The organism is Acinetobacter sp. YH1901141 (assembly GCF_013416935.1).
Taxonomy (GTDB): domain Bacteria; phylum Pseudomonadota; class Gammaproteobacteria; order Pseudomonadales; family Moraxellaceae; genus Acinetobacter; species Acinetobacter towneri.
Genome location: NZ_VPEY01000021.1, coordinates 1 through 12,454, shown reverse-complemented (window position 1 = coordinate 12,454; position 12,454 = coordinate 1). Strand labels below are relative to the sequence as shown.

The following is a 12,454-nucleotide window of genomic DNA, read 5'->3' as shown; positions in this document are numbered from 1 at the left end:
AGGACAACGCCATGTTCGTGCGCTTGTTTTATACCTTGCGACGTTACGGTGTACCTGTCACCACACGTGAATTGATTGACTTAAATCAGGCGGTGGCATCGGGTCTGGTTTTTGCAGATCAAGATGAATTCTATCAACTTGTTAAAACCGTCATGGTCAAAGATGAGCGTTTTTTTGACAAGTTTGACCGTGCCATGAAAGATTATTTTGATGGCATTTCCACTTTTGATTTAGATGATTTACTGCAGCAAGTTCATCAATTGCCTAAAGACTGGTTCGACTTAGAACTATTAGAAAAACATCTCACGCCAGAACAACGCGAAGAGCTGAAAAAAGCAGGTTCTTTAGAAGAATTGATGAAAATGCTGGAAGAGCGTTTACGCGAGCAGCATAAAAAGCATCAGGGTGGCAACCGTATGATTGGTACGGGCGGTACATCACCGTTTGGTGCTTTTGGTGATCATCCTGAAGGTGTACGCATTGGTGGGCCTGGACGTAAGCGTTCAGCTGTTAAAGTCTGGGAGCAGCGTCAGTATCGAAATTTAGACGATGAACAGATTTTAGGTACACGACAAATGCAATTGGCACTGCGTCGTTTGCGTAAATTTGCCCGTCAAGGTGCAGCTGAAGAATTGGATATTGATGGCACTATCCGAGAAACTGCCAAACAGGGCATTTTAGATGTGCAATTGGTGCCAGAACGTCGTAATCGCGTCAAAGTGTTGATGTTGTTTGATGTGGGTGGCTCGATGGATGCACACATCGCCCAATGTGAAAAACTGTTTAGTGCGGCCAAAACTGAGTTTAAAACCCTCGAATATTTTTATTTCCACAACTGTTTATACGACTATGTTTGGAAAGACAATTTACGCCGTAGCAGTACCCGTATGAATACGTGGGATTTATTTAATACCTATGGACGCGACTATCGGGTAATTGTGGTCGGTGATGCGAGTATGGCACCTTATGAGCTGAATTCGATTGGTGGTTCGGTAGAATATATGAATGATGAGGCAGGGCAAGTTTGGTTACAACGTCTGCGTCAGCATTTTGAAAAAACCGCATGGCTGAATCCTGAACAGGAAGGCTATTGGCATTACACACATACCATTGGTTTAATTCGACAAATTTTTGAAAATCATATGTATCCAATGACTTTAAAAGGCATTGAAGATATGACGAAATATTTGGCGCGATAAGCGCCATTTTTTCCATTAATTTTTTATCAATATCAGTTATTGCATGCATATTGATGAAATAGCAATACGATAAGCAACGTGAATTTCAATTTGAGGGGATCGAGATGGAACATCAAATTAATGGCATCGCATTACCGAATGAAGAAGGTTTTTTCGGACAATATGGCGGGCAGTTTATTCCACCGCATTTAAAAGAAGCCATGGATGAAATTAACCTTGCTTATGAAGAAATTCGTCATACAGCAGAATTTCAAAATGAATTAAAAGATTTATTTGCAAATTATGTAGGGCGCCCGAGTCCTTTGTTTCATGCAAAGCGTTTATCTGAACAGTTGGGTGGTGCGCAAATTTATTTGAAACGTGAAGATTTAAATCATACAGGTGCACATAAAATCAATCACTGTTTAGGTGAAGCATTGCTAGCCAAATATATGGGTAAAACCAAAGTGATTGCAGAAACAGGTGCGGGACAGCATGGTGTCGCGTTGGCAACAGCATGTGCGCTTGTGGGCATTCCATGTGAAATTCACATGGGACAAGTTGATATTGAAAAAGAACATCCAAACGTCGTGAAAATGAAAATTTTAGGTGCTAACCTGATTTCAGTCACACGTGGTACAGCGACTTTAAAAGATGCTGTAGACAGTGCTTTTGAAGAATACTTAAAAGACCCGAAAAATTATATTTATGCAATTGGTTCGGTGGTTGGCCCACACCCATTTCCAAAAATGGTACGTGATTTCCAAGCAATTATTGGCGATGAAATTAAAATGCAAAGCCAAGAACGCTTTGGAGTAAATCCAGATTATATCGTGGCATGTGTGGGCGGTGGTTCAAACGCAGTGGGTGCATTTACCGCATTCTTAAATGACCCAGAAGTTAAGCTTGTGGGTGTAGAACCTGCAGGTCATGGTTTAGATACAGATCAGCACTCTGCAACCTTAACTTTGGGTAAACCGGGTCAATTACACGGTATGGCGTGTTATGTGCTTGAAGATGAACAAGGCGAGCCATTGCCAGTACATTCAATTGCTTCAGGTTTGGATTATCCGGGTGTGGGGCCGCAACATAGCTTCTTAAAAGACATTGGTCGCGTGGAGTATTCAACGGCAACTGACCAAGAATGTTTAGATGCCTTTATGACGTTGTCACGTGTAGAGGGTATTGTACCTGCTTTGGAAAGCTCACATGCGGTGGCGTGGGCATTACGTGAAGCACCAAAAATGGCAAAAAACGTGAAAATTGTGGTTAATCTTTCAGGTCGTGGTGATAAAGATTCAGACTATGTAGCAGAAAAATTAGGTTTGAATTAATTCTACTGAATATGAAAAACCGCCTAAATGTGTAAGTTTAGGCGGTTTTTTTATCTTTACTTTATATTTGGCAGGTTTTATAAAACAGTGTCTTAGCTTGCAATATATTGTTGTAACTGCTCGATCAGTTTGCGCTGATCATCCATAGTCGCTTTCACCAAGTCACCAATCGACACTAAACCTACCAACTGCTCACCTTCAAGTACAGGTAAGTGACGTAAATGATGGTCAGTAATTAAGTTTAAGCATTCTTTCACACTGGTGTTTTTGGTCACGGTCAGTACTTTAGCAGTCATAATTTCACTAACCGTTGTGCTTTTAGAAGTTCGTTCCATCAAAATAACTTTACGGGTGTAATCACGCTCAGACAGAATACCAACCACATGATTGTTTTGATCGGTAACCACCAACGCACCAATGCCTTTTTCAGCCATTAAACTAATTGCTTCTAAAACCGTTGCTTCTGGGCGAATTGTGTAAATTTCGTGATGTGCTTTATCTTGTAAAACGTGAGTTACCTTGGTCATATTCTGTGTCCTGATTTGTTGTTTATTGTTTGACTTTTAAAGTAACGTGAATTGTAAAAATTGCAAATACTTTAGAGTCACGATTGTTGATTTTTACGTCAATTCTATTCAGTTTTTATTTAAGCAATATTTAACGCAGGTTCATTAAAAAAGAAATGCTTCATTTGTGAAGTGGTCAGTTTAATTTTTTGACTTGACGAACCAAACAAGGTTGGCGTGACATTTAAACGGGTGAGCGTTGGTAATAAAAAAGTTTCAAAATCCTGCGCGGAAATTTTACGAGGACTATATTGTGGCCAGTGTTTAGCAGCATATTTATGCGCTTGTACCGCATTTAACCAAAAAGGGAAAATATAATCATCGTGATCTGAACTCATTGCCCAACCTTGATGGAATAAACCCCAAAGTACACCGCAGTACATCATTGATTTTAATAGTGTAACTTTAAGCAGAAAATCCTTTGGTAAAGGGTGGAGTTGGTTAATCTGATTCATAATCAAGCAAGGTTGTAAAATTTGGCTATATTGTAAAAAGAATTGATGAATATACCGTTTAAGCTTTGCTTAAAATCGTAAACAAATATGTATTTATGGTTGGAGCATCTAAAAAAAGGGTCAAAAAAAACGCCACCTAAGTGACGTTTTATTATGCTTGCATGGTGGCCATGTTTTGCCAGTATTGCGCTTTCAATGAATCACGTTCTACGCGGAAACCTTGATAATACAGTTCTGCTAAGAACATTGCCGCTTTACCATGTCCTGCACGTGCAGCTTCTTCGAGTTGTTTTACCGCGTCTTGGAAGTTCATTTGTGAATGAATCGTGTTTACTGCATTTGCATAAACATGCTCTAAGTCATGGTGAGAGATCGTTTGAATCATATTAAACTCCTTATTGTAATTATGATTACTTATTTAAGCCTACCTTTTAGGCTTCATATCAATTTAACGCTTTATTGTTAAACTAATATTACAATTTGATTGAATTGTCAAATAATTATCGGGGTTAATGAGCATATTTCAAGTTTACATGATTAAACATTGAACAAGTTTAATTTTGATTAAACTAAAGCTCTAAGCATGATAAAAAAGGAGAACAACATGACAAGATCCGTAGACGGATGTGCTTTTGATGTACCTCCATTGACTTCTCAAATTATTGAGTTGGCACATCATCACCGTAAAAAACTAGATGAGGTAATTTTCCGTCGAGATGTTCATTTAGGTGAATACTGCTTGGCGCAACGTAAACGTGTGGCTGACTTTGCTAAAACTTTAGAGCGAAGCGATCGTATAGAGTTTTATCGTAATTATGATGGTGAATTACTCCGTATTGCCGATGAAGATGAACTGCATCCTGCCGAAGCAGAGGGCGGTGTCAGTGTATTTGCTATTTTCTTGGTGCTTGCAGTCATTGCATTGGTTTTATACTTTGCGGTAATTCGTGGCACGATTGGCTAAAGCTAAATCCTTTGTAGAATTTGTAGAAAAAGGCTCAATTTTTACTGTGACGATACAGTAAAATTGAGCTGTTTAACTTGTACATCTCACAAGGGCATCCTACACTAAGGCGATTAGAGGTAGGTCATGCACAACGCAATTCAAAAAACGATTCAATTTATTTCTCAACTGAAACTCGAGCAAATTTATAATATTGTTGTGCTGAGTATCATTTTTATTATTTTAACTTTAGCAAGTGTTGCGCTTTATCGCCCAGTTGGGGTGCAACAATTTCAAAATGTTGAGCGTTTGTCACAACAATCTATGTATGCCAATACCCAAGACATGGCAGTTCATTTACTCAATCAACGTCCGATTCGTTATGTGCATTATTTAAAGTTGATGCAGGCACATCAAATGGAGCAAGATCGGGCTCAACAACTTCCTGCCTTGGTGCAAGAGTAATTTTTTCTGTTGGCATGTTATTCATATTGTGCGGTGTCGGTGTTAAAGATGTTGGTGCGAGTAAATTGTCCTGCAGCATTTTTACCAATGCGGCTTTATCTAAATGTTCGCTCACAATTACTAAAGTTAAACGATCAGGATGCAAATGTTTGCGAATTGCACGTTGCACATCTTCAGCGGTAACTTTTTCCACTCGTTCTGCATAATCACTTAAATAATTTGCAGGAAGTCGATAAAAACCGATGTGCCCAAGCTGGGCATTAATACTGGCATTGCTGCTGTATTGATTCGGAAATGCACGAATTAAACCTGCTTTGGTTTCTTTTAATTGTTCTAAATTCATAGGTTGTTGTACAAACTGAATTAAGCTCTGGTGAGCGACTTGAATACTATCGAGTAACTGATCTTGGCGCGTAGAATAGCCTAAGCTAAACAAACCCGCTGCTTGGGTAAAACGAAACGAACTGCTAACACCGTAAGTGTAGCCACGTTTTACTCGTAATTCTTTCATCAAAATTGAATTGAAACTGCTGCCGCCCAGCATTTTATTGGCAATTTCTAAAGCCAAATAGTCAGGATCATCCCGTGTAGTCGCAAGTTGTGCAATACTGACATGCGCCTGTTGTGACCGGTAGGGAATATGCTGGATGTTGAAACGTGTTGCAGGTGTAGGCTGTGGCAAAGCTGTTGCTGCAACACCTTGGGCAATATGTGCGCTGATGGTATTGGCAAGTTTTTCTGCTTCTTTTAAGGTTAATTTGCCTGTAATGGCAATGTTCATATTTTGCGCGACCAGAAACTGATCTCTAAATTGTTGTAAGTGCTTTGGTTGAATCCGTTTGATGCTGCCATTGGTGCCTGTAATGGGTTCTGAATAGGCATGTTGTCCGTAAATTGCGCGATATAAGCGAATATTCATTAAACGGCTTGGATTTTCTTGCAGTTGTTTTTGCCCAATTTGTGTATTGCTTTGCACACGCTGGATATTAGAACGCTCAAAAGTTGCATGTTTCAGTATTTCCAGCATCATTTTGACGGCAGTTTGCATTTTCTGCGGATCAGACAGTGTTCTTAGCCGTACCACAAACATATCGCGGTACGCCGTGGTACTAAAACGTGCGCCTGTGGTTTCAAAGGCTGCGGCAATTTCCTCTGCCTTATAACGCTTGGTGCCTTCATCAATCAGTTGGGCTGCCATATTGGCAACGCCAAATAAACCTTTTTCAATTTCTGCATCGCGGGCAGAACCTGCATTAAAAGTCAGTTGGATATCAACCATTGGCAAAGCAGGATTTTCGACAAATAAAGTGCGTACGTGTCGATGATTTTTTAATTCATATACCTGTGGAGCGCGAACATCGACCAATTCATTTACGGCATTTAAACTGTGCAGCAAGCTCAAAGATTGTAAAGGCGTACTTACATCTGTTTCAGCAAAATCATGCGCTGCTCTGGTGGCAGTTTCCATCGCAAAGCCAGCAGAACATAGGCTAAAACTAGTGCTTAAAATAAGCGTGCTGAATAGATGTTTTTTCATGAAAATCACAGTTTAAGGTGTTGTGCTTTGAGGTAATAAATACAAGGTGCTAAGTCTGTCTTTGTTAAAGTAACTTTGCGCAACACGTTGCAGATCCTGGGCAGTAATCGCTTGGAAGTGTTGTGGTAAAACATCGATTAAACGGTGACTGAATCCATTGACTTCCAAATTGCCAATGGTTCGGGCTTGTCCTGCCAAATCATCCTGACTATAAATCCAATTGGCCACAAATTGAGTCACCACGCGCTCAATTTCACTTGAATTGACCAAATCCTGTTTTAGCGTATCCACTTCGTTTTGAATCGCGACCTGTGCTTCGCTTAACGTTACACCTGCTGCAGGCAATGCTGAAATACTAAACAAACTATCCCCACGTTGATACGGGTCATAACTGACACTGACTGAGCTAAGAATCTTATTGTTTCTGACCAAGCGCTGTTCTAAACGTGAAGTAATTCCACTGTCTAACAGTTGTTTGATGATAGTGAGCGCGAAGGCATCTTGAGGATTTTTAGCTGTTGCCAATGAACCGACATTCCAAGCCATATATAAATTAGGAACTTGCACAGTCGCAGACAATTCCATGTGCCGATAACCTAATTGTTCAAACTCCAACACATCATTGCGCGGTGGCGTAGGTGCTTTCGGAATATCTCCAAAATACTTTTGGACTTGCAACAATGCGGCTTGATGATCTACATCGCCCACAATCACTAGAATAGCATTATTGGGGCGATACCATTTTTTGTACCACGCCTGTACATCTTGCAGCTGAATGCTTTGCAAGTTTTTCATGTGCCCAATAATGGGTTGGCGATAATGACTGGTTGGGTAGGTAATCCATTTAAAGCGTTCAAAAGCCAAAGCCCGTGGATTATCATCGGTACGTTGCCGCCGTTCTTCCATCACCACCTTAATTTCAGGCTCAAAGTCTTGTTGGCGAAGTAACAAATTACTCATTCTGTCGGCTTCCAACTCTAAAGCCAGTGGGAAATAAGTTTTGGGATAGAGCTGATAATAATTCGTGTAATTGGTAAAGGTTGCTGCATTGACACTGCCACCATAAATACGACTTAAACGGGTAAATTCATCATTCGGCACCTTGGCTGTACCTTTAAACATCATGTGTTCAAGTACGTGCGAAATCCCAAGTGTATTTCCCGACTCATCGCTACTGCCCACTTTGTACCAAATTTGAGTCATCACCATGGGAGAACGATGGTCTTCACGGATAATGACTTTTAAACCATTGTTGAGTGTGGTTTCAAAAGTGTTATTCGCAGCTAAAACTTCAGCATGGCTAATCGAAGCTGTTAAACCCCAAAGCAACGCACAAACAGACTTCATCGAAAATTGGAACATAAGCAAGTGGAGATCAATCGTTATCGGCTTATCTTTCAGAAATTAAAGCGGAAAGGCAAGGATTGCTGTAGGTATTTTTTGTATGCGGCTATGTGGTTGGAATACGAGGTAAAAGCAATTGGTTTATGTTAGAATCCGATTTTTTAACGCGATGCTTTTCAAGGATTCGGCATGCAACAGCAATCTAATGGGCAAAATAAATTTTTGATTGATGCTGATATCGGAGATGATGATGTCACATTACCGAATTTACCAGCGGTAAATATTCCGATTGTTGAAACAACACCTCTACAACAAGCAGAAACCTCTGAACATGCTGCAGAAACATCATCAGACACGGATGCGCCTGCGAAAGGTGGTTTCTTTAGTCGCATGAAAGAAGGGTTAACCAAAACCCGTAAAAACTTTGCCGATGGCATGGTGAATATTCTGATTGGCGGTAAAGAAATTGATGATGAATTATTAGAAGAAGTCGAAGAACAACTGTTGGTTGCAGATATTGGTGTAGATGCAACGAAAACCATTATTGCCAATTTGACCGAGCGTACTGCGCGTGGCGACTTAATTTATTCACATTCTTTATATAAGGCTTTGCAAGAAGAATTAGTGGCTTTGCTTGCGCCACGGGTAAAACCTTTACATATTGATGCCAATAAAACCCCTTATGTGATTTTAGTCGTGGGTGTGAATGGTGTAGGTAAAACCACAACCATTGGCAAGTTAGCGAAACGCTTACAAGGCGAAGGTAAAAAAGTCATGTTGGCCGCAGGGGATACTTTCCGTGCTGCAGCGACAGAACAATTGCAGATTTGGGGTGAGCGTAACGATGTTGCCGTTGTTGCACAAGGTCACGGTGCAGACAGTGCTTCTGTTATTTTCGATGCGTTTGAAAGTGCGCGTGCCAAAGGCATTGATGTGTTAATTGCAGATACTGCTGGACGTTTGCATAACAAAAGCAACCTGATGCAAGAATTGACTAAAGTTAAGCGTGTGATGCAAAAAGTTGATGCGACTGCACCGCATGAAGTGATGTTGGTCGTAGATGCAGGCACAGGTCAAAATGCCATTAACCAAGTGGAAATGTTTGATGAGGCTGTTGGCTTAACAGGCATCACCATCACTAAACTGGATGGTACGGCAAAAGGTGGCGTGTTATTTAACATTGCAAGCCGTAGCCATGTGCCAATTCGCTTTATTGGTGTGGGTGAAAAAATTGACGATTTACGTCCATTCTCAGCCAAAGCATTTGTTGCAGCACTGTTTGAAACTGAGAAATAAGTTTTAAAATAAGTTTAAAGCTAAAATGTAAAAATGCTGTAAGTTTCACACAAACTCCGCAAAATGCGGAGTTTGTTGTTTTTAGCGGGTTTGAGTGTTGTAAAAAGCAGCAGCTAAAAATACGAATGTGAATAAAAGCACTTTCGTCTATATAGAATAAGAAAAAATATTAGATTGATTTTGATTGATTTTTTGGGGAAGTCAAAATGACACTGTTAAATAAAATTGGTCATGTGCTTACAGCAGATATCACGAAAGACTTTAAGCTTAAGAAAAAGCCGAACTATGACGCAAATGAACTGACTTTCATCGATCAATTAAAAAAGCGCCGTAGTATTTATGCTTTAGGAAAACGCGTTCATTTTAGCCAAACTTATATGACCGAGCTGATTCAGGAAGCTGTGCGTAGCTGTCCATCGGCACATCATTCACAAAGTACGCGCGTGGTTATTTTATTTTCTGAATCACATAAAAAATTTTGGAATTTAGTACAGGAAGTACAACGTCAGTTTGTACCAGAGCAGGTTTTTCCAGGTACTAAAATGAAAATCGAACAATGTGCAGCAGCTTTTGGCACGGTATTGTTCTATGAAGATCAACAAGTGATTCGTCAATTGCAAAAGAAAATTCCATTTAATGCTGCAGAATTTCCAATTTGGTCGGAGCAAACTTCAGGCATGGCGCAATTTGCAGTGTGGACAGCATTGGCAGATTCAGGCGTGGGTGCATCTTTACAGCATTATAATCCAAACATAGACCGTGCTGTGGCAGAGCATTTTGATATTCCAGATACATGGTTGTTACGTTCACAACTCGTTTTTGGATCAATTGAAGAAGAAGTAACCGAACGGAGTCATGCACACTATCAAAATCAATTTAAAGTCTATGCTTAAATAACAGCATTTGATGAAGATTGGTCAAATCAGCTTATTATTATGTGCTACAAAGAGCGAACCGCAGCATATTTATATTGCAATAGACTATATCTATAGAATAAAAGGTAATAGGGTCTGTTGACACTTCGTCTATGTTTGCGACGTGAGAGATATATCTCGCAAGGTTTTTTAGCTGATATAAGGCATGAGGCAGGAAATTTAGTCATTCTAAATGACTGACTCATAACGCAATAGCAGCAAAAAATATGCTCGTCCTTCGCTGCGCCTTGCGCTGCAAACAAAGCAGTGCTTGTTTTTGCTCAGGCTGTGGCTAAAACTTTCTCAGATTGCGTTATGAAACTTGGCAATAGTCTCGCTATTCCCTGCGTTTCATGCCTGATCTGCTCAGTTTTAGCCTACAGCGCAAGCCATTTATGAAATGTCAACAGACCCTAAATGCAGTCACATACATTTGTCACTTTATATAACTATAATCGTTCTATACATAAAACACACTGTCGTATTTTTTGTAATGTTTATGCTGAATAAAAAGCTTAATATCGCTGTATCAATTAATTTATACAAAATTCTGCAGAGGAATTAAAAATGTCATTTTTAAATCAATTAGAAAAACGCCGTTCAATCTATGCACTTGGTAAAAATGTTTCTGTAGATCAGGCAACTATTGAAAGTACAATCAAACAAGCAGTTCGTTTAAGCCCATCTGCATTTAACTCGCAAACTTCACGTGTTGTGACTTTATACGGTGCATCGCATACACAATTTTGGAACATCGTTTTAGAAACTTTACATAAAATGGTTCCTGCAGAAGCATTTGCAAACACTGAAGCAAAAATTAATAGCTTTATTGCAGGTTTTGGTACAGCTTTATTTTTTGAAGATCAAGATGTTGTAAAAGGTCTACAAGAGCAATTCCCGCTATATGCAGACAACTTCCCAGTATGGTCAGAACATTCGACAGGGATTGCACAATTCGCAGCGTGGACAGCTTTATCTGAAATCAATGTGGGTGCATCATTACAGCACTACAATCCAATCGTAGATGAAGAAGTTGCGCAAACTTATGACATTCCTGCAAACTGGAAACTACGTGCACAATTAGTGTTTGGTTCAATTGAAGCACCTGCTGGTGAAAAAACATTTATGGATGATGCAGCACGTTTCAAAAGCTTTAACTAAGCTCTAGCAACACATACTGCACAGACAAAAAAGTAGGATGATGATTCATCCTACTTTTTTGTTTCTGGGGGTAGTGATGTGCCTTACAACTTACTTATTCATGTGCAAATGCCTAAACCCATGAATTGTCATAAAACTGTCATTTATACATTGCATAGTGCAATCAAACTTTAATAAATGATACAGAGTGAAATATGGCATTTAAATTAGGCCTAGCAAGTATTGCATTGATGGCTTGCGGTTCAGCATTTTCAGCAGTAATTATTGCAGTACCTGAAGAAATTAAGTTGCTCGCTGTAAATGATCAAGAAGTTCGTTCAGGTTTATTCAGTTCAGCACAGCAAGTGAAAGTCAATGCGGGTGAAAATGTCATGAACTTGCGCTATCAACAATATTTTGAACATCATAATGGCGCACACGATATTTTAAAATCAGGTGTTATTACACTCAAAACCCCAATTCTTCAAGATGGTGAAAACTATCGACTTGCTTTGGTAAACCCACCTAAAGATTTCGATGCTGCAAAAGAGTTTAAAGATCAGCCTAGTGTTGGCTTATATAATCAAAAGAATCAATTGTTGGTACAACAAACAGGTGCCAAAGCAAGTTCAACTGGTTCGTTAGGTGGTAGTTGGCTTAATAAAACTTTAGATACCACTCAAAACAGTGCTGCAATCAATCAACCAGCAGCAGTTTATACCGCGGCAGCAGTGTTGCCATCTGAGAAAACCACCTCAGTAACATTGCCTACAGCAAAACAAACACAGGGCAAAGAGCAACAATTGATTCAATTGTGGCAACAAGCTAGTAAAGTAGAGCGACAAAAATTTATGTCATGGCTTGCAGAACAAGCCAATTAATGTTGATTTGCAACCAGCTCCATTGAGCTGGTTGTTTTTTGTTATCGCCTTAAAAGGATTTATTTAAAAACCAATCCAGTAACGTGCGAAAAAAAGACAAATTATAAGAAAAGTGTGATAAAAATATGAAATGCGTCTAAAATTTGGGCGGATGGTGCTTTTTTTGAAAAAAAACTAAAAAATATATTGCGTCTATTCAAAAACTGTATAGAATACGCAACACACCAACGCAGTGTTGATTGAATTGGTGCTGTTATTGACGAAATAACAGGAAATCATTAAGAGATTATGAAGAACAACTTGTGTGGATTTTTACTGATTGATTAATCGAACATATTTCATTGATTGATTGGTTTAAATTACTCGAAGTTTATTTGAGCGAAATTTAAGTCAGAAAATTG

Annotated in this window: 13 protein-coding genes; 8 read left to right on the top strand and 5 right to left on the bottom strand. The window is 39.4% G+C overall.

Going from position 1 to position 12,454, the window contains the following annotated elements:
* Nucleotides 1-11: 11 nt before the first annotated feature.
* Together FTV52_RS11090 and trpB are read left to right on the top strand one after the other, a co-directional pair.
* Nucleotides 12-1,199: a VWA domain-containing protein gene (locus tag FTV52_RS11090; protein ID WP_178319350.1), complete on the top strand. Its 1,188-nt coding sequence runs from the start codon at nt 12-14 to the stop codon at nt 1,197-1,199.
* A gap of 104 nt (nt 1,200-1,303) precedes the next feature.
* Nucleotides 1,304-2,512, top strand: a complete 1,209-nt coding sequence (gene trpB, locus FTV52_RS11085; RefSeq protein ID WP_167845989.1) for a tryptophan synthase subunit beta — start codon at nt 1,304-1,306, stop codon at nt 2,510-2,512.
* A 92-nt stretch (nt 2,513-2,604) separates the two neighbouring features.
* Here the strand turns inward: trpB and FTV52_RS11080 are convergent, their stop codons facing one another.
* The 3 genes from FTV52_RS11080 to FTV52_RS11070 all read right to left on the bottom strand — a co-directional run bounded on the left by FTV52_RS11080 (nt 2,605) and on the right by FTV52_RS11070 (nt 3,918).
* A complete protein-coding gene (locus tag FTV52_RS11080; protein WP_004976604.1) occupies nt 2,605-3,039 on the bottom strand; it encodes a CBS domain-containing protein in 435 nt (144 codons plus the stop codon).
* Nucleotides 3,040-3,158: 119 nt separating this feature from the next.
* The gene (locus FTV52_RS11075) at nt 3,159-3,533 is read right to left on the bottom strand and encodes a DUF2750 domain-containing protein (protein ID WP_004976601.1); all 375 of its coding nucleotides are present in this window, start codon (nt 3,531-3,533) and stop codon (nt 3,159-3,161) included.
* 151 nt (nt 3,534-3,684) lie between these two features.
* Complete coding sequence (locus FTV52_RS11070) at nt 3,685-3,918, bottom strand: hypothetical protein (RefSeq protein WP_004976599.1); 234 nt, start codon at nt 3,916-3,918, stop codon at nt 3,685-3,687.
* 219 nt (nt 3,919-4,137) lie between these two features.
* Between FTV52_RS11070 and FTV52_RS11065 the strand changes: the two genes are divergently transcribed.
* Together FTV52_RS11065 and FTV52_RS11060 are read left to right on the top strand one after the other, a co-directional pair.
* A complete protein-coding gene (locus FTV52_RS11065; protein WP_004976597.1) occupies nt 4,138-4,497 on the top strand; it encodes a hypothetical protein in 360 nt (119 codons plus the stop codon).
* A 126-nt stretch (nt 4,498-4,623) separates the two neighbouring features.
* Complete coding sequence (locus FTV52_RS11060; RefSeq protein WP_004976594.1) at nt 4,624-4,941, top strand: hypothetical protein; 318 nt, start codon at nt 4,624-4,626, stop codon at nt 4,939-4,941.
* On the opposite strand, the gene FTV52_RS11055 is transcribed toward FTV52_RS11060, so the two are convergent.
* Nucleotides 4,838-6,478, bottom strand: a complete 1,641-nt coding sequence (locus FTV52_RS11055; RefSeq protein ID WP_131261451.1) for a pitrilysin family protein — start codon at nt 6,476-6,478, stop codon at nt 4,838-4,840. The genes FTV52_RS11060 and FTV52_RS11055 overlap by 104 nt on opposite strands.
* 12 nt (nt 6,479-6,490) lie before the next feature.
* Entirely contained in the window at nt 6,491-7,840 is a 1,350-nt protein-coding gene (locus FTV52_RS11050; RefSeq protein WP_179990807.1) for a pitrilysin family protein, read from the bottom strand.
* A gap of 171 nt (nt 7,841-8,011) precedes the next feature.
* On the opposite strand from FTV52_RS11050, the gene ftsY reads away from it, so the two are divergent.
* The 4 genes from ftsY to FTV52_RS11030 all read left to right on the top strand — a co-directional run bounded on the left by ftsY (nt 8,012) and on the right by FTV52_RS11030 (nt 12,053).
* Nucleotides 8,012-9,118, top strand: coding sequence for a signal recognition particle-docking protein FtsY (gene ftsY / locus FTV52_RS11045; RefSeq protein ID WP_179990806.1), 1,107 nt, complete (start codon nt 8,012-8,014; stop codon nt 9,116-9,118).
* A gap of 206 nt (nt 9,119-9,324) precedes the next feature.
* Nucleotides 9,325-10,011, top strand: a complete 687-nt coding sequence (locus FTV52_RS11040; RefSeq protein WP_154320761.1) for a nitroreductase family protein — start codon at nt 9,325-9,327, stop codon at nt 10,009-10,011.
* A 588-nt stretch (nt 10,012-10,599) separates the two neighbouring features.
* Nucleotides 10,600-11,193: a nitroreductase family protein gene (locus FTV52_RS11035; RefSeq protein ID WP_004976581.1), complete on the top strand. Its 594-nt coding sequence runs from the start codon at nt 10,600-10,602 to the stop codon at nt 11,191-11,193.
* 194 nt (nt 11,194-11,387) lie between these two features.
* Nucleotides 11,388-12,053 (top strand): DUF2057 domain-containing protein, encoded by a 666-nt coding sequence (locus tag FTV52_RS11030; protein WP_179990805.1) that lies wholly within the window; start codon nt 11,388-11,390, stop codon nt 12,051-12,053.
* Nucleotides 12,054-12,454 lie beyond the last annotated feature (401 nt).

What these genes read in the sequence shown, in the direction of transcription:
- FTV52_RS11060 (WP_004976594.1), top strand. Translation starts at nt 4,624, where the DNA reads ATGCACAACGCAATTCAAAAAACGATTCAATTTATTTCTCAACTGAAA.
- FTV52_RS11065 (WP_004976597.1), top strand. Translation starts at nt 4,138, where the DNA reads ATGACAAGATCCGTAGACGGATGTGCTTTTGATGTACCTCCATTGACT.
- FTV52_RS11035 (WP_004976581.1), top strand. Translation starts at nt 10,600, where the DNA reads ATGTCATTTTTAAATCAATTAGAAAAACGCCGTTCAATCTATGCACTT.
- FTV52_RS11080 (WP_004976604.1), bottom strand. Translation starts at nt 3,039, where the DNA reads ATGACCAAGGTAACTCACGTTTTACAAGATAAAGCACATCACGAAATT.
- FTV52_RS11070 (WP_004976599.1), bottom strand. Translation starts at nt 3,918, where the DNA reads ATGATTCAAACGATCTCTCACCATGACTTAGAGCATGTTTATGCAAAT.
- FTV52_RS11040 (WP_154320761.1), top strand. Translation starts at nt 9,325, where the DNA reads ATGACACTGTTAAATAAAATTGGTCATGTGCTTACAGCAGATATCACG.
- ftsY (WP_179990806.1), top strand. Translation starts at nt 8,012, where the DNA reads ATGCAACAGCAATCTAATGGGCAAAATAAATTTTTGATTGATGCTGAT.
- FTV52_RS11030 (WP_179990805.1), top strand. Translation starts at nt 11,388, where the DNA reads ATGGCATTTAAATTAGGCCTAGCAAGTATTGCATTGATGGCTTGCGGT.
- FTV52_RS11055 (WP_131261451.1), bottom strand. Translation starts at nt 6,478, where the DNA reads ATGAAAAAACATCTATTCAGCACGCTTATTTTAAGCACTAGTTTTAGC.
- trpB (WP_167845989.1), top strand. Translation starts at nt 1,304, where the DNA reads ATGGAACATCAAATTAATGGCATCGCATTACCGAATGAAGAAGGTTTT.
- FTV52_RS11075 (WP_004976601.1), bottom strand. Translation starts at nt 3,533, where the DNA reads ATGAATCAGATTAACCAACTCCACCCTTTACCAAAGGATTTTCTGCTT.
- FTV52_RS11050 (WP_179990807.1), bottom strand. Translation starts at nt 7,840, where the DNA reads ATGTTCCAATTTTCGATGAAGTCTGTTTGTGCGTTGCTTTGGGGTTTA.
- FTV52_RS11090 (WP_178319350.1), top strand. Translation starts at nt 12, where the DNA reads ATGTTCGTGCGCTTGTTTTATACCTTGCGACGTTACGGTGTACCTGTC.